We start from the raw sequence: 21,483 nt of genomic DNA, 5'->3' as shown, positions 1-21,483 counted from the left end.
CGGCCCTTGACGCGCGAGCCGCACCAGGTGCCGATGAGCCGCCCGACCGGTCCGACCGGTCCGACCGGCTCGCCGGCGAGCCGTTGGTGCCCGGACCCCGACCAGCCACACCTCACCGACCGGAGTGACACCTGATGACCGAGCAGACCACCGCCCCGGGTACCCGCGTCCTGCGTGCCCTCGCGGGCAGCGCCGCCCCGGGCGCGGTCGCCGCCGGGGCCGCGAGCCTCGGCGCCTACCACGCACTGCGCGGACAGCCCCCGGGGATCCGCGTCACCATCGCCCTGGCCCTCGCCGGCCTCACCGCGGTGGCGGCCGACCGGCACGCCCGCCGCCCGGGCCGCCCCGGACCCGAAACCGGGACCGCGCCGGGCACCACACCGTCCCTGCCCGGGCCGGCGTCGGCCCAGCTCGCCGCCGACGCCCTCGCCCACGCCGCCGTCCAGGCCGCCGCCGGCGCCCAGGCCCTCGACCGCAGCGGCGGCGCGCTCACCAGGCCGGGCAACTGGCGGGGGTCGGAGGACGGCTCCGCCACCTTCGCGCTCACTCCGACCGCGCGCCTGCTCCACCGCCCCGCCGGCCCGCACGGCCGGTACCCCGGTGACTGCGACCGGCCCCGCCGCTACGAGTTGCTCGTCGACGGCGAACTCCCCGTCGTCATCACCACCATCACCCAGCTGACCGGCCTCCTCCGGCGCCACGCCGCCGGCCGCCCGCCGGCCGCCGACGAGCCGGCCGCGCTCCCCCGGCCGAGGCACCGCCGCAGCCCGCGCCTCGGACAGGGCCGGCCGCTGCGTCCGCTGCCGCGACCGGAGCGCCGCAGCAGGGCCGAGGGACCGTGCTGAGAGCCTGCTCCGGCCCGGCCGGACCGCCGCAGCCGGCCCGGCCGTGCCGCGTGGTGCTCCTCCCGGCCGCCAGGCCCGCCGTCAGGCCCGCCGTCACGCCTGGGTGAGCAGCGGGTCGTAGGCGGTGGACCGCTGACGACCCGCCATGAAGGCGAGGAAGTCCTTGATGAACGCGGCCCGCGAGTACGTCCCGTCCGAATCGAGCAGTTCGCGCCGGAAGCCGGTGCGGAACAGGGCCCGGTACTCGTCCGCGTCGATGGTCTGGTTGCCGTCCGCGTCCGTCACGTCGAACAGCACCTCGGCGACCCGGATCAGCGCCGGACCGGCGAGCGAGGGAACCGCCTCCGCGTACTCCTGCCGGCTGATCCGGCCGTCACCGTTCGTGTCGAGGGTCGACTGGAGCTCCCGCCACCAGGCGGCGAAGGCGGTGTAGAGCCTGGTCTCCTCCGGCTCGTCCAGATCGAGTCGGCCGGACAACTCCCGGGCCATGGCCGCGAGATCGGGCCAGTCCAGATAGCCGTTCCCGGTCTGGTCCAGCACGGCGTCGAAGAACTCCTCGGCGCCGCGGCGACCCGCACCGCCCCGGCCCGCACCGCCCGGTGCCGTCCGCCCGGACGACCCGCCGGCGCCGGGCCCGTCGGGCTCGTCCGGCAGCGGGGTGATCAGGCGCAGGAAGGCGCCGAACCGCTTCATCCCGTCGCCCACGGCGGCCAGGGTCCTGGCCCTGGGATCGTCGCTGTCGGAGGAGAGCGAGAGCAGGTCGACCAGGTTCTCGGCGGTGATCCACCCGTCCGGCAGCAACCGGGCCGCGCCCAGGGCCAGATAGGCGCTCTGGGTCAGCGTCTGGGCGCCGGGGATCTCGGTCAGCCCGGCCCGCCTGCGGAACGCCTCCGGGAGGGAGGCGACCGTGACCACGCCGATCGTCGGCCCGGCCAGCGCACGCCCGGCCGCCCACACCGTGGGCAGGCCCTCCAGCAGCGGCGGCGCCGGGAGGTGGTCGAAGAGGTGGTAGAGGATGGTGCGCAGCGCCTCGGTGTTCTCCAGCTCCTCCTCGACCACCCGGTCGTAGTACGGCCAGAAGTCCCGCAGGGACTCGGGGAGTTGACCGGAGGCGTCGCCCATCACCGCCAGGAAGGCGCGGAACTCGGCATACAGCTCCTCCATCGCGGCCTGGTCGAGCGGCCGCCCGCTCCAGCGGAACATGATGACGGCGCTCTCGAACATGGTGGCGACCACCCATGCGCGGGCCGCCGGATCCATCGCGTCGTAGGGCCGGTTCGCGGCGTCGGTGCCGTTGAGCCGGCCGTGCATCCGGTTGAGCCGGGCCGCCTCCCGCTCCCGCGCCGGTTCGTCCGTCCCGGTCATGCGCTGCAGGCTGCGGAGGGTGTTGGTCAGCCGCCGCCAGGGGTGCGTCACGAAGGTCGAACTGTCGGCCAGGGCCGCGCCGATCTGCGGGTGGGCGGCCTCCAGGACCGTCGCCCGGATCATGGCCACGGCCCAGCACGGATCGTCGAAGAGCCGGTGGAACCGCGTCCCCGGGCCGAACAACGGCCCGTGCCGCCCGGCCGACTCGGTCGCGGTCTCGGTCTCGGTCTCGGTCTCGGGAGCGGCCTCCGCGCCGCCCGGCTTGGTACCGGTCGTCTGGGTCACGATCCGGGTTCTCCCTTCGGGTCGGCCGCCACGCCGCCGAACCGGCGGTGGCGGCGCTGATAGGTGTCCAGGCATTCCAGGAAGTGCGTGGCACGGAAGTCGGGCCACAGCACCGGCGGGAAGACCCACTCGGCATAGGCGACCTGCCAGAGCATGAAGTTCGAGATGCGCTGCTCCCCGGAGGTCCGGATGACCAGGTCCACGTCCGGGGTGTCGGGGAACGGCAGATGGGCCGCGAAGGACTCCTCGTCGACCGTCTCGGGCGCCGCGCCGCTGCGGATCAGCGAGCGCGCGGCCTCGACGATGTCCCGCCGCCCGCCGTGGTCGAACGCCACGGTCAGCGTCATGCCCCGGTTGCGGCTGGTGAGCGTCGTCAGATCCTCGAAGTCGCGGGCCAGGCCGGCCGGGAGCCGCGGGTCCGCGCCGCCGAGGAAGCGGCAGCGGATGCCACGGGCGTGCAGCAGCGGAGCGTGCTTGCGCACGACCCGGCGCACCAGGCGCAGCAGGTAGTCGACCTCCTCGCCGGGCCGCCGCCAGTTCTCGGTGGAGAACGCGTACAGGCTGAGCCACCGGACGCCCGCCGACCGGGCCGCCTCGATGACGTCGATCACCGTCGCCTCGGCCGCGCGGTGACCGGAGGTGCGTGGCAGATCACGCCGCGCCGCCCAGCGGCCGTTCCCGTCCATCACACACGCGACATGGCGCGGCACCGGGGCCGACCGCTCCCCGCCGGCCTGCCGCGGGACGACCGTCCCCGCGGGCGGGGCGAGACCTCCGAACACCTGCTCCACCGGCACTGCCACCCCTCCGCTCGCCACCGGGCCGCGATCCCCGCGAACCCGTCAGCAGCGTGCCGGTGCACGGCCCGGCCTGTCCGGCGTTTCGGGGATCTTCACCCGATCCGGTAGCGCCGGCGCCGGCCGCTCGACCCGCCGACGACCGACCACCGGTCGTCACGGCCGTTCGTTACGGCCCGTCGGCGCGCGCCCGGACCGCACGCCCGGACCGCGCGCCCGGACCGCACGGCCGGACCGCACGGCCGGACCGCACGGCCGGGTCAGCCGACCAGCAGCACGAGCTTGCCGCGCACCTGCCCGTCCTCGCCGAGCCGGTGCGCCCGCGCGACGTCGGCGAGCGGGAAGGTCCGCCCGACCGGCAGCGCGAAGCGCCCGGCCTCGACCAGCGCGCCGATCCCGGCGAGCGCGTGGACCGCCCGGCCGTCGTCACCCCGGCTGAACCTCACCCCGTACTCCCGCGCGCCGGCGAAGTCGCCGATCGTCACGACGTGCTCCGGGCCGCCCGCCAGCCCGACGAGTTCGGGCAGCACCCCGCTCCCCGCCACGTCGAGCGCCAGGTCGACGCCGTCGGGCGCGAGCGCGCGGACCCGTCCCACGAGCCCCGCGCCGTAGGCGACGGGATCGGCGCCCAGCGAGCGCAGATACCCGTGGTTGGCGGGACCGGCCGTGCCGATCACCCGTGCGCCGCGCGCCACGGCGAGCTGAACGGCGGCGGCGCCGACGCTGCCGGAGGCACCGTTGACGAGCAGCCGGCTGCCGGCCCGGACGCCGAGCGCGTCGAGGGAGCGCGTGGCCGTCTCGACGGCGGCCGGCAGTGCGGCAGCGGCGGGGAAGTCCAGCGACGGCGGGATCCGCGCGTAGTGGGACAGCAGGGCCAGCTCGGCCTGGGCCGCCCCCTCGACGGAGAACCCGAACACGCGGTCCCCGACGGCCACGTCCGCGACGCCCTCGCCGAGCTCGTCGACCACGCCCGCCGCCTCGTGGCCGAGCGTCTGCGGGAGTTCCTCGTCCAGCAGGCCCCGGCGCTTCTTCCAGTCGCTCGGGTTGACGCCGGCCGCGCGCACGGCGATCCGGACCTGACCGGGCCCCGGACGCGGATCGGGGAGATCCACGATCTCCAGGACCTCCGGGCCCCCGAACCGGTCGAACCGGACTGCCTTCATCTGTCGCTCCGCTCTCGATCCCGGGATGCCGCGCTCGCCGTGCGTTCGACCAGCGCGTGCCGTCCGGGGCGGACACCGTACGTCATCCGCCCGGCGGGGCTCGGGCCGGCCACCGCGAGGTATTGCAGATCATCTGATGATCCATCCTTTGGGCGGCTCACTCGAAACGGCCCCCGCGCCCTCCACCGTGCCCGATCCTGGAAGGACAACCGGGCACCCACCGCTGGGGGATGTCGAGTGTCGTTCGAGACCGCCGCGTGGCCCCCGTCCGGAGACGTCCCGGGCGGGTGGCAGGACCTGGCCTTCCGGGCCCTGCTCACCGCCGTCGTCCTCCTGGCCGCGCAGGAACCCCTCCGAGGGCTGACCGCCGGGGCGAGCCGGCGGGCGGGCACGCTCGGGGCACGGCTCGGGCGTCTCGTCCGGCCCGGGGTGCGCACCGCTCTCGCCGTCGCGCTGGTGCTCGCCGGGCTCGCCTTCACCGCCGGTGTCCTCCCGGTGGCGGCGGCGGTGGTCATGGCCGCGGTGTTCGTGTCGGTCACCACCGTTCACCTGTCCCAGGAGTTCGCCGGCTACGTCACCGAGGACGACGACGGGACCCGCCATTTCAAGGTCCACCACCACCTCCACCTGACGGGGCTGGTGCTGCTCGCCGTGGCGGGCGCGGGGCTCGCCGCCGCCCCCGGCGGCGACCCGCACCGGGTCACCGGGTGGATGGCCCAGGCCCTGTGGGGGGCGGTGGCCGCGCACTACTTCGTCTCGGCCGTCTCCAAGGTCCGCAAACGCGGGCTGCGCTGGCCGGACCGGCGGCTCTTCCCCTTCTACCTCACCCTGTTCGCCCGTTACCGCGCGGGCGACGGCGAGGGCGTCCGGGAGTCCGGTCCCGTCCGGCTCCTGGTGCGGCGGCCGGGCCTGGGGGTGCCGGTCCTGTGGGCCGCGCTCCTGCTGGAGTTCGCCACCCCCCTCCTGTTGACCGGCCCCTGGACGCGAGCGGCCGTCGGCCTGTCCCTGGTGCTCTTCCACCTCGCCTCCCGATGGCTGCTCGCGGTCGACTTCCGGGAGAACGCGATGCTGGCGGGCCTGGCGGCGCTGCCGCTGCCCGCCGGCGCCGGGCCGTGGACCGGCCTGGACGCCCCGGCCACCGGCCCGGTCGTGTTCGCGGTGTGCGCGGCGCTGTCGTTCGCCCTGGACGACCGGGTCTACCCCTTCTCCAACCTCCCGATGTTCGCGGACGCCTACCGCCCCTCCCCCGTGGTCACCCTGCGCTGCGCGGACGGCACCGAAGTCCTGCCCACCCCGGCTACGGCGGGCTGCTCCACCGCCGGGCTGTCGCGCGAGTACGCCGCCGCCGAGGCCCCGGACGGTGACCTGGCCGCCTTCCGCGACCTGGTCCGGGCGCGGACGACCGCCGCCGGGGCGACCCCGCCCGCGGGCACCGCGCTGTGGGTCGAGACCGTCGACGTCGATCCCACCGGCGCGGTCCGGACAGCGCACCGGCGACTGCGGTCCCTCTCCCCGGCCGACCAGGACTGAGCACCGGCCCCCGGGGCCGACCCCGGACGGGACCACCCGGGGGCGCTTCCCGGGCACCCGCCCAGCGATGCCCGAGCCCCCCGCCCCCCGGAGCCGGCCGGGTCCGGGGCACGGGCAAGGGCAAGGGCCGAACGGGCAGGTCCGACGCGGCGAACGGGCAACGGTTCGCCGATGCCGGGTTCGTGTGCAACGTTTCGCGCCACCCAGGGCATCCATCTGATGTCGGGCCACGGAACGGGAGGACAGGGGCGCCGTACGCGACGTCACCCGTGCGCGGTCACGAGCGGGAAGCGACGCCCGCCCCGCCGAACGGCCGGCGGAGCGCCGAGGCCCGAATTCGCTCCGGCCCGTACCGCCCGAGGGTTCGCGGAATTCATTGCGAGCGGCCCGGAATTCCTCTCACGAAATGTCAGTACGTATACGAGCAGAACAGTCCCACCAAGCCCTCCGCATTTGTCACACGGTTGTGACACCCCGGCCCGACAATGCGCCGGATCCGTGCGAATCGGAAGCTAATGTGCTGACATGGAATCGAACATCCCGCCGATATGGAATTCGTCCGACAGCGCTGCCGCCGCCCCGACCCGCGGTTCGGCGCTCCGGCTGGCCCGCCACAGCGCGACCTTCCTGGGGGTGAGCGTGGTGTCCGGCGCGCTGCTGGCCGGCGTGGCCCTGCCCGCCGTCGGGGCGTTCGGGCTGACGGCCAAGAGCACGGCGGAGGGCTTCGACGACATCCCCGACGACTTCAAGACGCCGCCGCTCACCCAGGCCACCCAGATCTTCGACGCCAAGGGCGGGCTGATCGCCAAGGTCTACGAGCGCGACCGCACGGTGCTCACCGCCGACCAGATGTCCCCCCTCATGCGCCAGGCGCAGGTGGACATCGAGGACGCGCGCTTCTACGAGCACGGCGCCGTCGACCTCAAGGGCGTGCTCCGCGCCGCGAGCAAGAACGCCGAGAGCGGCACCGCCTCCCAGGGCGCCTCGACGCTGACCCAGCAGTACGTGAAGAACGTCAACGTGGAGAAGGCCGGCGACGACCAGGCCGCCGTCCACGAGGCGCAGCGCAAGACCCTGGGCCGCAAGATCCAGGAGCTGAAGGTCGCGATCAAGCTGGAGGAGGAGCTGACCAAGGAGCAGATCCTCACCAACTACCTGAACATCACGTACTACGGGAACGGCGCCTACGGGGTCGAGGCCGCCTCCCAGCGCTACTTCAGCAAGAGCAACAAGGACCTGACCGTCGCCGAGGCGGCGACCCTGGCCGGCCTGGTGCAGAACCCCTCGCAGTACGACCCGAAGCTGCACCCGCAGGCCGCGCAGCACCGACGCGACGTGGTGCTCGACAAGATGGTCGAGAACGGGCACATCACCGCCGACCAGGCGAAGGAGGCGAAGGCCGCCCCGCTGGGCCTGCGGTTCCAGGAGCCGCAGAACGGCTGCATCACCGCCAGCGCCGGTATGGGCTTCTTCTGCGACTACGTCCGGCACGTGGTCAAGCAGGACCCGGTGTTCGGCAAGAGCGCCGCCGACCGGAAGAAGTTCTGGGACCAGGGCGGCCTGAACATCTACACCACCCTCGACCCGGACAAGCAGACCGCCGCCCAGAGCGCCGTGAGCGACAACGTGCGGGTCACCGACCCGGTGTCGGCCGCCGCCACCATGGTCGAACCGGGCAGCGGCAAGATCCTGGCGATGGCCCAGACCCGCCCGTACGGCCTGAGGACGGACAAGAACCAGACCGTCGTCAACCTCAACGTCGACGCGGCGATGGGCGGCGGAAACGGTTTCCAGCCCGGTTCCACGTTCAAGCCGGTCGTCGTGGCCGCGGCCATGGAGGCGGGCCTGTCGCCGACCCAGGAGTACTCGTCGCCGAACAAGCTCGAGTACCCGACGATGAAGACCTGCGAGGGCACCTGGAAGAACCAGGCCCGGCCCAAGGCGGTGGTGCCCAACGAGTCCGCGAACGAGAAGGGCCCGTACCAGCTGAAGCAGGCGATGGCGCTCTCGGTCAACACCTACTTCGTACAGATGGAGCAGGAGATCGGCCTCTGCTCGGTCAAGCAGATGGCCAACAAGCTCGGCATCACCACCCGGGCCAGCGGCAAGCCCCTGGAGGAGGTCCCCGCGATGGCCCTGGGCGTCGAGGAGATGAGCCCGCTGACCATGGCCAACGTCTACGCGACCTTCGCCGCCCAGGGCACCCACTGCGCCCCGGTCGCGATCAACAAGATCACCACGGTGGACGGCAAGGACGTCCCGACCCCGGCCGGCCACTGCGAGAAGGTCTTCTCCGAGCGGACGGCGGACGTGCTGAACACCGTCCTGAACGGCGTGACCGAGAACAACGGCACCGGCGCGGCGCTCAGCCTGGAGGGCAACCGGCAGATCGCCGGCAAGACCGGTACCTCGGACCAGAAGAAGGCGGCCTGGTTCAACGGCTACACCCCGCAGCTCGCCACCGCCGTCTGGCTCGGCGGTCCGAACGGCGGCGTGGAGATGCGGAACATCACCATCAACGGGAAGCACCGCACCGAGGTGTTCGGCGCCGACGGCCCCGGGCCGATCTGGCGGGACGCCATGAACCAGGCCCTGCGGGGCGCGCCCAAGGAGTCGCTGAAGCTGGCCGACATCCCCGACCCGGCGCCCAGGACCGAGCCGGACCCCACCGGGAGCAGCGCGAGCGCCCCGGCCACCACCCCGCCCGGCAAGCAGCACTGAGCGCGGCCGCACGACGCCCCGCCGCCCTGTCGACCCGCTGCCCCGCCGCCCCGCCGCCCCGCACCGGGTGGAGCGGCGGCGCGCGGGGGCAGGTACGGGCCGGGGCCCGGGGCGGTTCACCGGCGGGGGCGATTTCTGTGCCCACGGGCGGTTCGTGCCCGTTGGTACACCCGGCGAGCAGACCAATGCGCAGGGGTTCCGGCTCCCCGCCGCACTTTCGCCCGACGGCCTGGACGGGCCGGGCGTCCACGATCGAGCATCGGGTGATCCGGCGTCACATCGCCGTTCCCGCGGCGCTCCCGCCGCTGCCGATTCCGTGGAGGACCGCAGTGCACCACCGTTCCCGTCCCACCGCCAGGGCGCTCGGCGCGGGCGCCGCCCTGAGCCTGGCGCTGGCGCTCACCCTGTCCGTCACCCCCGCCCTGGCCGCGCCGGGCGGGCCACCGGGCCCGACGGCCGAGCCCGATCCCGTCCCCGGCCTGGTGGCCGGCGAGGGCACCGCCACCCCGCAGTTGGTGACCGGGCTGTCCGAGCCGGCGCCCGGGAGTCCCGCCGAGGCGGCCCGGGCCCATCTCGCGGCCAACCCGGACCGGTACCGGATCGATACGGGGCAGCTGGCCGAACTCGCGGTCGAGCGCACGGCCGAGGGGCGGGACACCGTCAGGTTCCAGCAGCTCCACGGCGGTGTGCCGGTGCTCGGCGGGCAGTACCTGGTCCGGCTCGTCGGCGCCGGGGCCGGCCAACGGGTGGAGTCGGTCGGCGGCAAGTACTTCACCGGGCTGACCGCGCCGACCACCCCCGCCGTGCCGGCCGCCATGTTGCGCCGGCTGGCGCTGGAGTCGCTCACCGACCCGCGCGCCCGGTCCGGGGCCACCGCCGAGGACCAGGGCCCGGTCGTGCTGCCGGGCGGCGCGGGGCGGCTGGCCCAGCACTTCGTCGTGCGCGCCACCGACCCGGCGACCGGGGGCCCGCTGGTCCGCGAGGTCTACGTGGACGCCGTGCGCGGCGTGGTCGCCCTCGCCCACGACGCCCAGGGCCCGTACCGGGCCGAGGGTGTCGGTCCGGGCACCGGCCGAGCCGCGGCCGCCACCGCGCCCGCGGGATCCACCGCGGAGCCCGCCACCGGGACCGCCCCCGACCTGCTCGGCCGTACCGTCGGGGTGAACATCGCCCGTCAGCCGGACGGGGGTTACCAGCTGGTCGACCTCACCCGGCCGGCCACCATCTCCACCTACGACGGGGCCGGACGGGACTACCGGGAGTTCGGCGGCATACCCGCCGGCACCCTCCCGGTCGGCTCGCCGACCCCGGACTTCCCCGCCGCCACCGGCACCAGCGGTGCCACCGACGCCCACGTCAACGCCGGTACCGTGTACGACTTCTACCGCGACCGGCTGGGCCGGGACGGCCTGGACGGCAAGGGCAGCCCGATCACCTCCGTGGTCAACGTGAGCAACGGCGGCAACCCCTTCCCGAACGCCTCCTGGGACGGGCGGAAGATGATCTACGGCAACGGCGACGCCAAGTACCGCCAGTTCGCCGTGGCCCTCGACGTCGCCGGTCACGAGATGACCCACGGCGTCATCCAGCACACCGCCGACCTGCAGTACTCCGGGCAGTCCGGTGCGATGAACGAGGCACTGGCCGACTACTTCGGCAACGCCATCGAGGTCACCGCCCGCGGCACGGCGATGACCGACCCGAAGGCCGCCCTGATGGGCGAGAGCCTGTGCCGCACCGGCACCCCCGAGGAGTGCGCGAACCGCCGGCTGGACGACCGCCGCACCACCGTGAAGGACTACATCGGCGCCGGGCTCGACCTCGACAGCGGCGGCGTGCACCTCAACTCCACCATCTTCAGCGGCGCCCTGTGGGACATCCGGCGCACCCTCGACCCGCTCACCGCCGACCGGCTGGTCTACCGCGCGCTCACCGAGTACCTCACCCCGCTGGACGACTTCGTCGACGGCCGCGACGCCGTCCTCGCCGCCGGCCGCGCGATGAACCTCACCCGGGCCCAACTCCGCTCGGTCGCCGCGGCGTTCGACGCCCACGGGATCCGCGCCGGCTGGCAGAGCCGGATCGACACGGACAGCCGGGCGCTGCTGCCCGGCGCCTCCGCCCCGACCGGACCGGCCGCGGGCGGCGGCCACTGGGTGATGGGCAGCACCGACCCGAACGGCAAGGGCGGGTTCGTCCTGTACACCGGCTCCACCACCGGCACCGGCACGCCCACCCGGCTCAGCCCGGACGACGACCGCATGCACGGCTGGGCCGCCACCGACGGCACGTCCGCCGTCTGGCTGGCGATCGGGATCGACGCCACCGGCTCCTGGGGGACGGAGGTGCTGACCCGCTCGCTGTCCGGCGGCCCGATCCGCAGCGTGTTCCAGTCCTCGACCCAGTCGCCGGTCGACGTGCGGATCTCCGGCGCGGACATCGCCTTCGTGGTGCGCGACGGCGAGACCAACCGGGGCTCGGTCCGGCTCTCCCGCAACGGGGCCCCGCCGGTGGAGGTCCCGATGCCCGAGGGCCACGGCGTCTCGCCGTTCACCGCGTCGTCCCTCACCCTCAAGGACGGCCGGCTCGGCTGGATCGAGAGCTGGACGGCCGGGCAGGCCACCGTCCAGGCGGCGACGGCCTACTCGGTCGCCACCGGCCAGGTCACCGCGCAGTACGCGCTGAGCACCCCCGACGGCGCCGCGCGGCCGTTCCTCAGCTCCCCGGCGTTCGCGGGCGGCCGGCTGCTCTGGCTGCAGGCCGCGGCCGACCCCGCCTCGGGCGGGGACGCCCTCCGGTCCGGCGCCCTGGACGGCTCCGGCGAGAGCGAGCTGCTGTCCGGCAGCTCGCCGTACACCCCGGCGAACATGACGTTCACCGCCACCGACCAGGCCGTGACCTTCCAGCACCGCGGCCCCAGGCCGAGCGGCAGCTGGTCGAACGCCGACCTGCCGAAGCTCTACCAGCTGCCGCTCACCGGTGGCGCCCCCGTGCGCTTCTCCTGCAACCGCGGCACCCAGTTCTCCCCCGCCGCCGACCAGGGCACCCGGGTGGTCTGGCTGGACGCCACCGCCGGCCGCGACGACCTCGTGGCCCGCAACCAGCCGGCCAGGGGCTGCTGACCCGTCCGGCCTCCGCCGGGCGCCCCGGACCGGTGCCCGCCCGCACCGGTCCGGGGCGCCGGCCGTGCGACCGGAGCGGCCGCACGAAGGCGGTCTGACGGCCCGTGGGGTCCACCACGTCCCCGGCCGCGCCGGGCGGGACCGCCACGCGGGGCGCCCGCCTCCGGCGCGGGACCCTTAGGGTGGCGGACACGGCACTGCCGGGGGTCGACCGTGCCGAGGAACGAGACAACCGAGGAGCCGGGCATGGAGAGTCGCAGGGTGGTCGTGACGGGGGCGACGTTCCCGGAACGCGTGGTGCGCAGGCTGGAGGCCGGCGGGTTCACCGTCGAATCGCTCCCCGGCGACCTGGACGAGGACAAGGTGGTCCAGGCGTTGCACGGCGCCTGGGGCTATGTGCTGGGCGGCTCGGAACTGATGTCCGGGCGCGCCTGGGAGCAGTTGCCGGACCTCGCGGTGGCCTGCTTCATGGGCACCGGCTACGGCTCGTTCATGGAACTGCCGGAGGGCGGCTCGCCGACCCGGTTCAGCTACACCCCGCACGCCAACGCGGTGGCCGTCGCCGAGTTCACCGTCGCCCAGATGCTCGACCTGGTCCGCGGCGTGACCCGCCGGGTGGACGGCGTGCGGGCCGGGGTGTGGAGCGAGGACGCGACCCCGTCGCTCGTCGGCGCCCGCCTCGGAGTGGCCGGCATGGGGCACATCGGCCGCGAGGTGGCCCGGATGGCGCACGCCGCCTTCGGGATGGAGGTGCTGTACTGGAACCGCACCCGCCGGCCGGAGTTGGACGAACTGCCGTACACGGCCGTCGCCTCACTGGACGAGCTGTTCGAGGCCGCCGACGTGGTGTCGCTGCACTTCCCCCACGAGCCCGGCGTCAACGACGGGGTGGTCGGCGCGAGGCAGCTGGCCGCGCTCGGCCCCGACGGCTTCCTGGTCAACGCCGCCCGCGCCAACCTGGTCGACCCGGCGGCCCTGCGCACCGCGCTGGCCCGGCGTCTGATCGCCGGCGCCGCGATCGACGGGTACTACGCCGAGCCGACCCCGCACCCGGCCGAAGACCCCTACGGACTGCTGGAGTTCGTGCCGGGCCGGCTGCTGGTCACGCCGCACTGCGCCTACCTGAGCACCCAGGCGATCCGGCGGATGGCCGACATGGCGGCGGACAACCTGCTCGCCGTGGCCCGGGGCGACGAACCGCCGTACGCGATCACGGCCGGCTGACGGGACGGCCGGACCGGCCCCGGCCGGGCGGCGCTGGCAGGATGCTCGCGGTAGGGAGCGGCCGGGCCGGGTGGGCCCGGCCCGGCCGGTGACAGGGAGGAAGCCCGATGGCCCGCAGGAACCACCGTGTCGCCGTACTCGTGCTGGAGGGCGCGAAGCCGCTCGACGTCGGCATTCCGGCGCAGGTGTTCTCCCACCGGCCGAGCATGCCCTACGAGGTGCGGGTGTGCGGAGCGGCGCCCGGGCTGGTGACCGGCGGCGACGGGCTCGCCTACCACGTGGCCGACGGGCTCGACGCCCTGGAGCAGGCGGACACCGTCTTCGTGCCCGGCTACCGGGATCCGGCGACCACCGCGCCGCCGCCGGCGGTGGTCGAGGCGCTGGTGGCCGCGCACGGCCGGGGGGCGCGGCTGGCGGCGATCTCGACGGGGGCGTTCGCGCTGGCGGCCACGGGGCTGCTGGACGGCCGGAAGGCGACGACGCACTGGCACTACACGAAGGCCCTGGCGGAGCAGCATCCGCTGGTGTCCGTGGACGAGAACGTGCTGTTCGTGGACGAGGGCGACATGCTCACCTCGGCGGGCGCGGCGTCCGGCATCGACCTGTGCCTGCACCTGGTGCGGCGTGACCACGGGGTCGGGCTGTCCAACCACGTGGCCCGGCGGCTGGTGGCCGCGCCGTACCGCAGCGGCGGGCAGGCGCAGTACGTCCCCCGGAGTGTGCCGGAACCGCTCGGCGACCTGTTCGCCGGCACCCGCGAGTGGGCCCTGGCGCACCTCGCCGAGCCGCTGACCCTGGAGCGGCTGGCCGGTGTCGCGCGGGTGTCGGAGCGGACGTTCTCACGGCGGTTCGTGGAGGACACCGGCTACACGCCGATGCAGTGGGTGCTGCGGGCCCGGGTGGACCTGGCGCGTGAGTTGCTGGAGCGGACGGACCTGGGGGTGGAGCAGATCGCGGACCGGGTGGGGCTCGGCTCCGGGGCGAACCTGCGGCTGCACTTCCACCGGATCCTCGGGACCTCGCCGACGGAGTACCGCCACACCTTCGCCGCCCCGGCCTCCTGACCGCCCGGCGCCGCGCCGGGACCGCCGGTGCCGCGCCGACCGCGGGGACCGCCCGCGAGGTCCGGCGGGATCCTTGCGGGCGGTGGCGACGACTGTGGCGGGATACTTGCGCACCCTGTCGATCCAGCCCCTGTCCGGGCGCCGGCCGAGCGCCGACCATGGAGAGCGAAACGAACGGAAGGGATGACCACACCATGACCCGCATCGCCATCAACGGTTTCGGTCGCATCGGACGCAACAGCCTGCGCGCCCTGCTCCAGCGAGGCAGCGACCTCGAAGTGGTCGCCGTCAACGACCTCACCGCGCCCGACTCCCTGGCCCACCTGCTCAAGTTCGACAGCTCGCTCGGGCGCCTCAACCGCCCGGTCTCGGTCGACGGCACCGATCTGGTGGTCGACGGCCACCGCATCAAGGTCCTCGCCGAGCGCGACCCCGCCGCCCTGCCGTGGGCCGAGCTCGGTGTCGAGCTGGTGCTGGAGTCCACCGGCCGCTTCACCTCGGCCGAGGCCGCCCGCGCCCACATCGGGGCCGGCGCCCGGCGGGTCCTGGTGAGCGCCCCCTCGGACGGCGCCGACGTCACGCTCGCGTTCGGGGTGAACACCGACGCCTACGACCCGGCCGAGCACGTCATCGTCTCGAACGCCTCGTGCACCACCAACGCGCTGGCCCCGCTGGCGGCGGTCCTGGACGAACTGGCCGGGATCGAGCACGGGTTCATGACCACGGTGCACGCCTACACCCAGGAGCAGAACCTCCAGGACGGCCCGCACCGGGACCTGCGCCGGGCCCGCGCCGCCGGGGTGAACATCGTGCCCACCACCACCGGCGCCGCCAAGGCCATCGGCCTGGTCCTCCCGAACCTCGACGGCAAGCTGTCCGGCGACTCGATCCGGGTGCCGGTCCCGGTGGGCTCGCTGGTCGAGCTGAACACCACGGTGGCCCGCGAGGTCACCCGGGAGGAGATCCTCGCCGCCTACCGCGAGGCCGCCGACGGCCGGCTGAAGGGCATCCTCGACTACGCCGACGAGCCGCTGGTCTCCGGCGACATCACCGGCGAGCCCGCGTCCGCGATCTTCGACGCCGCCCTGACCCGGGTGGACGGCCGGCACGTCAAGGTCGTCGCCTGGTACGACAACGAGTGGGGCTTCTCCAACCGCGTCATCGACACCCTCGAACTCCTCGCCCGGAGCTGACCGGGCCCGGCCGGGCGCGGCCCCGGAGCCCCGGTCGGGCGCCGTGACCGGGGCTCCGGGGCCGGCCACCGCCTCCGTGGCTTCGCCCCTGAACTTCCGTCACCGGGCGGCACGGCCGTGCGGACACCGGCGCCGGCCGTACGGCCTGTCGGGCTTGAGTTCGAGTGCACTCAAGGTTCTACGGTCGTGACAGAACCGCACGGAACGAACGGGCGCCGACGCGCCGCCGGAAACGGAGCAACCCCATGAGCACTCCCCCGAACACCGCCGAGACCCGCCAGGACCGCTACGACCGCGGTCTGGAGGTGCTGACCCGGATCGACGGCGAGGCCGGGCAGCGGGTGGTCGACTCGCTGGCCGACATCAGCCCCGAACTCGGCCACCAGATCGTCGCCTGGGGCTTCGGCGAGATCTACCGGCGGCCCGGACTGGTACCGCGCGACCGGCAGTTGGTGACCCTGGGCATGCTCACCGCGCTCGGCGGCTGCGAGGCCCAGCTGGACGTCCACATCAACGCCGCGCTCAACGTCGGCCTCACCCCCGAGGAGATCGTCGAGGCCCTGCTGCACTCCGCCGGCTACTGCGGCTTCCCCAAGGCCCTCAACGCCACCTTCGTCGCCAAGAAGGTCTTCGCCGAGCGCGGCCTGCTGCCGGTCGCGGCCGACTGATCCCCGACCCGCCCGCCGGGCGGACCGGTCAGGCGGCCCGGCGGTCAGGCGGTCAGCGCCGCGAGCTCCGCGTCGGCACGCTCGGTGACCAGTGCCAGGACCCGGCCGGCGGCGGCCAGGTCCCCGGCGGGTATCCCGCCCCAGACCCGGGCGGTGACCGGGGCGGTGGCCGCGCCGACGGCGGCGAGCAGCTCGCGCCCCGCGTCCGTGGGGCGCAGGTGCGCGCCGTCCACCGCGAGCAGTTCCTTGGCCAGCAGCTCGTCGAGGGTGACGCGGACCTCGGCGGGATCGGCCTTGAGGGAGCGCTGGACCTGGGCGGCGAGCCGGTCCGCGGTCTGCGGGGCGTCGGCGGTGACGGCGGAGCGCAGGGCGACCTGCTGCTGGAAGGTGATGCCGTGCCCGGCCAGGACGTGCTCCAGGACGCCGCGGGCGGCGTAGTGGGCCAGGCCGAGGGCGCGGGCGTCGGCGACCGGTGCGGTGGCGGCGGTGCTGGTCATGGTGTTCTCCCCTGGGTGCTCTGGTCGTGCGGGACGGATGGAGCGAGAGGTACGTCGAGCAGGGCCGTCAGCTCCGCGGTGAACGCCCGCGTGCGGGCGGCGTCGAGGCCGCCGAGCGGCTCCAGCAACTGCTGGAGCAGTTCCTGGACCACCTCGACGGCTTGCCGCGTGACGGCCTGCCCCCGCTCGGTGAGGGCGAGTTGGACGGCGCGCGGGTCGCGGGGATCGCGGGTGCGCTCGATCAGGCCGGCCGACTCCAGCGCGCGTGCCAGCTTGGAGACGTACAGCGCCTCCAGACCGGTGTGATCGGCGAGTCGGCGCTGACTGGGCCGCTCCCCGGCGCGCTGCATGCCGTACAGCGACGCGACCAGGGAGTACTGCGCGTGGGTGAGGCCCAGCGGAGCCACCGCGCGATCGACCGCGACACGCCACTTGTTGGCGAGCCGCCATACCAGGAAGCCGGGCGTGGGACCCGGTGAACCCTTGCTCATGAAAATAGAGTACATGGCTACTATGTCCATGGCTACTATCTTCGGCCGGTGCGACCCCCCGCCCCCGGCGGGCGACACCGGCCGGACCTACTCCCCGTCCGCGCCCAGCAGATCGGCGACGAGCCCGCGCGCGTACCCGGCGTCGAGACCGGCCGGACGGAAGAGGACGCGGTACATCAGGGGGGCGACGACCCGGTCCATGGTCGTCTCGACATCGGGAACGCCCTTCTCGCGGGCGCCCGCCCGGGCCAGCACGACCTCGACCTGCTCGGCCGCGTAGGCCGAGCACCGGCCGGCGTTGCCGCCGTCCGGATCGCCGAGCAGGGCGTCGCGGATGTAGGCGCGGCCCGAAGGGGACGCCATCTCGTCGAGGAACTGTTCGGCCCACGCGGTCAGGTCGGACCGCAGGTCACCGTAGTCCTCCGGCTCGGTGTCGGGCCGCAGCCGCTCCACCGCCACGTCCGACAGCAGCTCCTGCAGATCGCCCCAGCGACGGTAGACCGTAGACGGGGTCACTCCGGCGCGCTGGGCGACCAGCGGCACGGTCAGCGCGTCGCGGCCCACCTCCGCCAGGAGTTCCCGCACAGCGGTGTGCACCGACTCCTGCACCCGGGCACTGCGCCCACCGGGGCGCACCATCTGCTTGCGACTCATGGCACCACCTTAAAGCACAGTCGTTGCGTTTAAGGGGTACAGGTGGCGCCCGCCCAGCCCAGGCCGCGCCCACCCGCCCGCCCGCCCGCCGCGGAGCCGGACGGGCACCCGGGCCGGGTCGCCGGCGGCCCGCGCACCGCCCTCGGGCCCCTCAGGCCACCGGCGCGAGCGCCCGGACCGGCCGCGACCGCTCGTAGGCGTGCCCGACCCGCAGCAGGGCGCGCTCCCCGAGCGGCCGGCCGAGCAGCTGCATCCCGATCGGCAGACCCGCCGCGTCATGGCCGACCGGGACGGACAGCGCGGGCACCCCGGTGATGTTGGCGGGGGCGGAGAGCCGCACGAGCGCGTCGGCGACGCCCTCGGTCGTCCCGTCGGACCAGGTCAGCGTCTCCTGGCCGGCCCCCGTCGCGGTCGTCGGCACCGTCGGGGCGGCGATCACGTCGACCGTCTCCAGCACGCGGGCCCACTCCTCCCGCATCAGGGTCCGGGAGCGCTGGGCGCGCAGGTAGTCCCCCGCGCTCATCAGTTCACCGGCCTCCAGGAGGATCCGGACGTCCGCCTGGTACAGCTCGGGCACCGTCCGCAGGGTGCGCTCGTGGTAGGCGGTGGCCTCCGGCGCCACCAGCCCCCACAGGGTGGCCCGGATGTAGCGGGTCATCGGGATGTCGATCTCGACGAGCTCCGCGCCGAGATCCTCCAACTGCCCGACGGCCCGGCGGACGGCGGTCTCGACCTCCGCGTCCAGGCGGTCGAAGTAGTAGGTGCGCGGGACGCCGACCCGCAGCCCCGCCAGGTCCGTGGCCGGGCCCGGCCGGTAGTCCACGGCGGGCGCGGCCAGCGAGGCGGGGTCGCGCGGGTCGTGCCCGGCCAGGGCGGTCAGGACCATCGCCGCGTCCTCGACGGTGCGGGTGATCGGACCGACGTGGTCCAGCGACCAGGACAGCGACGTGACGCCTTGCCGGGGGACGAGACCATAGGTCGGCTTGAGGCCGACGACCCCGTTCAGCGCGGCCGGCACCCGGATCGACCCGCCGGTGTCGGTACCCAGCGAGAAGGTCGCCGTACCCGCGGCGACGGCGACCGCGGAGCCGCCGCTGGACCCACCGGCGACCCGGCCGCGGTCCCAGGCGTTGCTGGTCTGCGGGGTGGTCAGGCCGTAGGCGAACTCATGGGTGTGCGTCTTGCCGACCAGGATCGCGCCGGCCGCCGTCAGCCGCGCGGCGACCGTACTGTCCTCCCGCGCTCGGTGCTCGGCGCGGACCCGGGAGCTGGCCGTGGTCGCCGTGCCGGCCACGTCGATCAGGTCCTTGAGTCCCATCGGGATGCCGTGCAGGGCCCCGCGGAAATGCCCTCGCGCCGCGTCGCGTTCGGCCTCGCGCGCCGCACGGCGCGCCCGCTCCGCGTCGACCGTGACATAGGCGTCGAGTCGGGGTTCCACCTGCTCGACGCGGTCGAGGACCGAGTCCACCAGCTCCACGGGGGACAGCCGGCGGGCGCGGATCGCGTCGGCGGCGTCGGCGAGGGAGAGCTCATACGGCCGCATCGGACCACTCCCCTCCCGCCCGGTAGGCGACGGCGGGAGGGGTGTCCGCGAAGTCCAGCTCCCGCAGGACCGCGACGACGGAGTGGAGGTGATCGGCGGTGGCCGCGACCGCGGCGTGCCGGTCGGCGGGCAACGGAAGTCCGGCCCGGGCGGCCCAGCGGGCCGCCTCCTGCGGGGTGAGTTCGGCGGCAGACACGGAGGTCCTCTCCTGATCGGGACGGGAGCGCGAAGGCCCCCACCCAAAAGCTAACAGTTTGCTTTAACCGAACGTAGGTTCTACGGCCAGCTAAAGCAAATCTGTTGCGTTTAAGGCGAAGGATTCCCTGCCCCGTGCCCTGCCGGCGAACGACCGGGCGCTACGGCCGCTCCTCCTCCTTGATGAGGTCGAACTCCTGGAGCAGTTCGCCGACTTCGGTGGCCTCCAGGCGGTGGAGCAGGCGCTTGCGGACGAACGCCGGTCCCGGGAGGTCGAGTTCGGCCCCGTCCCGCAGGACGCTCGCCGCGGCCAGCAGCGCCCGGATGTCGTAGGTGGAGTTGAAGACCTCCGGGACACCGCGCTCGACGCCCGTCAACCGGTACACGGCCTCCATCCCGGTGCGGACGGAGTACTCGGTGGTGAAGATGCAGTCCCGGCTCGTCTCGGCGAACTGCCCGATGAACGCGAAGTTCACCGCGCCGTCCGGCACCACGGCGGGGCGGTCGCCGGCCCGCCGGGGCAGGAAGAAGGAGGTGACGTAGGGCATCATCACCGGCACGCAGCGGGCGGCGTCGGCGGCGAGTTCGGGGATCTCCGCGACCGGCACCCCGAGGTGGTACAGCCACTCCCGGGTGATCTCCTCGCCGGTGCACTCCTGCATCGGCTTCTTGACGAAGTCGCCCGGCCGGTCCACGAACAGCGAGTACAGCCAGACCACGATCTGGTCGGCGGGCTGCTGCTTGAAGTGCGGCTGGCGGTTGACCGTCCAGCTCAGCAACCAGCTGGAGTCCCGCGCGGTGACGATGCCGCCGGTGACGACCCGGCCGCTGAACGGGTCCCGCTTGGCGATCTTCTGGATGTGGCGGGGGATCCGTTCGTCCAGGGTGGTGACGGTGGCGGACTCCCACTTGCTCCGCGGGATGTCGCCGCAGAACACCTCGGGGCGCCCGAAGGAAGGGTCCTTGGCCGCGATGCCGCGCCACAGGTCCCAGGCGGGCGCGGGGCCCTCGTCCAGCCGGGCCGGGGTGTGGTGGTCGCCGTTGTCGGAGTTCTCGGTGAGCGAGCCGATGGTGGTGAACACCAGGTCGTCCTCGCCCAGGTCGACGCCGCCCCGGCGGCCGTCCTCGGTCCAGTGCAGGCGGGTCGCCCGCTTGCGCCCCGGGGCGAGGTCGAAGTCCAGATCGGTCACCTCGACGCCGAAGCGGAACGTCACCCCCTGGTCCAGCAGCCAGCGCGTCAACGGCAGCACCATCGACTCGTACTGGTTGTACTTGGTGAACTTCAGCGCCGACAGGTCCGGCAGGCCTCCGACGTGGTGGACGAAGCGGTGCAGGTACAGCTTCATCTCCAGCGCGCCGTGCCACTCCTCGAACGCGAACATGGTGCGCCAGTACAGCCAGAAGTTGCTGTCCAGGAAGTCCCGGCCGAACACCTCGTCGATGCGCCGGCCCTCCAGTTCCTCGCGCGTGGCGAGGAAGATCCTGACGAGGTCCTTCTGGGCGCGGTCGTTCAACGCGAACAGCCCGTCCGTACCGGCGTCCTCGCCCTGGCGTTCGGTGACGCGCTGCAGCGAGCGGTTCGGGTCGTCCTTGTTCAGCCAGTAGAACTCGTCCAACACCGACGCCCCGTCGATCTCCAGCGACGGCACGGAGCGGAAGAGGTCCCACAGGCACTCCATGTGGTCCTCCAGCTCCCGGCCGCCCCGGATCACGAAGCCCTTCTTCGGCTCCTTGATCCCGTCCAGGGCGCCGCCGGGCAGCCTGAGCCGCTCCAGGACCGTGATCCGCTCACCGGGCACCTGCGCGTCCCGCACCAGGAACGCCGCCCCGGCCAGCGAGGCCAGCCCCGCCCCGACGAACCAGGCGCTGACCCGCTCGGACCGCTCCGGCCGCCGCGGGCGGGCGAACGCCTCGTAGTTGCCGCTGCTGTAGTACACGCTCGACTCCTCGGTGATCTGCTCGGCCGGCCGGCGAATCGACCCCGGCCGCGCGGCCGACCACCACACCGCGGGGGCATGCACCTCGCCATTCACCGTCACCGCGCGGGCGGCCGCACTCCCGGTGGGCCGTCCGGGTGAAACGGGCGGCTCGCCGGCCGCGCCGTCGCGGGTGGGTGCCGGTCCGGC

At 74.1% G+C, this 21,483-nt stretch carries 17 protein-coding genes; 8 read left to right on the top strand and 9 right to left on the bottom strand.

The features are described 5' to 3' along the window. Window positions 1-134 precede the first annotated feature (134 nt). Window positions 135-845, top strand: a complete 711-nt coding sequence (locus ACIQTO_RS23025; RefSeq protein WP_402391018.1) for a hypothetical protein — start codon at window positions 135-137, stop codon at window positions 843-845. Window positions 846-938: 93 nt separating this feature from the next. Here the strand turns inward: ACIQTO_RS23025 and ACIQTO_RS23020 are convergent, their stop codons facing one another. From ACIQTO_RS23020 to ACIQTO_RS23010, 3 genes are all read right to left on the bottom strand, one after another. Then, complete coding sequence (locus ACIQTO_RS23020) at window positions 939-2,495, bottom strand: oxygenase MpaB family protein (protein WP_402391016.1); 1,557 nt, start codon at window positions 2,493-2,495, stop codon at window positions 939-941. After that, complete coding sequence (gene uppS, locus ACIQTO_RS23015; RefSeq protein ID WP_402391319.1) at window positions 2,492-3,205, bottom strand: polyprenyl diphosphate synthase; 714 nt, start codon at window positions 3,203-3,205, stop codon at window positions 2,492-2,494. Before uppS ends, ACIQTO_RS23020 begins: the two co-directional genes overlap by 4 nt. A gap of 347 nt (window positions 3,206-3,552) precedes the next feature. Continuing rightward, window positions 3,553-4,455, bottom strand: a complete 903-nt coding sequence (locus ACIQTO_RS23010) for an NADP-dependent oxidoreductase (RefSeq protein WP_402391013.1) — start codon at window positions 4,453-4,455, stop codon at window positions 3,553-3,555. Window positions 4,456-4,692: 237 nt separating this feature from the next. On the opposite strand from ACIQTO_RS23010, the gene ACIQTO_RS23005 reads away from it, so the two are divergent. The 7 genes from ACIQTO_RS23005 (at window position 4,693) to ACIQTO_RS22975 (ending at window position 15,977) form a co-directional block, all read left to right on the top strand. Then, window positions 4,693-5,985, top strand: a complete 1,293-nt coding sequence (locus ACIQTO_RS23005) for a hypothetical protein (RefSeq protein ID WP_402391010.1) — start codon at window positions 4,693-4,695, stop codon at window positions 5,983-5,985. Between the two features lie 525 nt (window positions 5,986-6,510). Further along, a complete protein-coding gene (locus ACIQTO_RS23000) occupies window positions 6,511-8,706 on the top strand; it encodes a transglycosylase domain-containing protein (RefSeq protein WP_402391007.1) in 2,196 nt (731 codons plus the stop codon). A 329-nt stretch (window positions 8,707-9,035) separates the two neighbouring features. After that, entirely contained in the window at window positions 9,036-11,828 is a 2,793-nt protein-coding gene (locus tag ACIQTO_RS22995; RefSeq protein ID WP_402391004.1) for a M4 family metallopeptidase, read from the top strand. Window positions 11,829-12,074: 246 nt separating this feature from the next. After that, window positions 12,075-13,052: a 2-hydroxyacid dehydrogenase gene (locus tag ACIQTO_RS22990; RefSeq protein WP_402391001.1), complete on the top strand. Its 978-nt coding sequence runs from the start codon at window positions 12,075-12,077 to the stop codon at window positions 13,050-13,052. Between the two features lie 107 nt (window positions 13,053-13,159). Further along, complete coding sequence (locus ACIQTO_RS22985; protein WP_402390998.1) at window positions 13,160-14,116, top strand: GlxA family transcriptional regulator; 957 nt, start codon at window positions 13,160-13,162, stop codon at window positions 14,114-14,116. A gap of 194 nt (window positions 14,117-14,310) precedes the next feature. Beyond that, window positions 14,311-15,309 carry a type I glyceraldehyde-3-phosphate dehydrogenase gene (gap, locus tag ACIQTO_RS22980; protein ID WP_402390995.1) on the top strand — a complete coding sequence of 333 codons (999 nt, stop codon included), beginning with the start codon at window positions 14,311-14,313 and terminating at the stop codon, window positions 15,307-15,309. Between the two features lie 245 nt (window positions 15,310-15,554). Next, window positions 15,555-15,977 carry a carboxymuconolactone decarboxylase family protein gene (locus ACIQTO_RS22975; RefSeq protein WP_402390992.1) on the top strand — a complete coding sequence of 141 codons (423 nt, stop codon included), beginning with the start codon at window positions 15,555-15,557 and terminating at the stop codon, window positions 15,975-15,977. A 44-nt stretch (window positions 15,978-16,021) separates the two neighbouring features. Here the strand turns inward: ACIQTO_RS22975 and ACIQTO_RS22970 are convergent, their stop codons facing one another. From ACIQTO_RS22970 to ACIQTO_RS22945, 6 genes are all read right to left on the bottom strand, one after another. Continuing rightward, window positions 16,022-16,474 (bottom strand): MarR family transcriptional regulator, encoded by a 453-nt coding sequence (locus tag ACIQTO_RS22970; protein WP_402390990.1) that lies wholly within the window; start codon window positions 16,472-16,474, stop codon window positions 16,022-16,024. Beyond that, on the bottom strand, window positions 16,471-16,965 hold the full coding sequence (locus ACIQTO_RS22965) for a MarR family winged helix-turn-helix transcriptional regulator (RefSeq protein ID WP_402391317.1): 495 nt from the start codon (window positions 16,963-16,965) through the stop codon (window positions 16,471-16,473). The genes ACIQTO_RS22970 and ACIQTO_RS22965 overlap by 4 nt, the downstream gene beginning before the upstream one ends. A gap of 87 nt (window positions 16,966-17,052) precedes the next feature. After that, a complete protein-coding gene (locus ACIQTO_RS22960) occupies window positions 17,053-17,619 on the bottom strand; it encodes a TetR/AcrR family transcriptional regulator (protein ID WP_402390988.1) in 567 nt (188 codons plus the stop codon). Between the two features lie 151 nt (window positions 17,620-17,770). Then, on the bottom strand, window positions 17,771-19,162 hold the full coding sequence (locus ACIQTO_RS22955; protein ID WP_402390985.1) for an amidase: 1,392 nt from the start codon (window positions 19,160-19,162) through the stop codon (window positions 17,771-17,773). Beyond that, on the bottom strand, window positions 19,149-19,358 hold the full coding sequence (locus ACIQTO_RS22950) for a hypothetical protein (protein WP_402390983.1): 210 nt from the start codon (window positions 19,356-19,358) through the stop codon (window positions 19,149-19,151). The genes ACIQTO_RS22955 and ACIQTO_RS22950 overlap by 14 nt, the downstream gene beginning before the upstream one ends. 160 nt (window positions 19,359-19,518) lie before the next feature. Beyond that, a complete protein-coding gene (locus tag ACIQTO_RS22945; protein ID WP_402390980.1) occupies window positions 19,519-21,294 on the bottom strand; it encodes an oleate hydratase in 1,776 nt (591 codons plus the stop codon). Between the last annotated feature and the right edge of the window lie 189 nt (window positions 21,295-21,483).

It is taken from the genome of Kitasatospora sp. NPDC091207, from assembly GCF_044768625.1.
GTDB lineage: Bacteria > Actinomycetota > Actinomycetes > Streptomycetales > Streptomycetaceae > Kitasatospora.
Note: the sequence above shows the minus strand (reverse complement) of the source record. Positions and strands in the feature narration are given on the sequence as shown.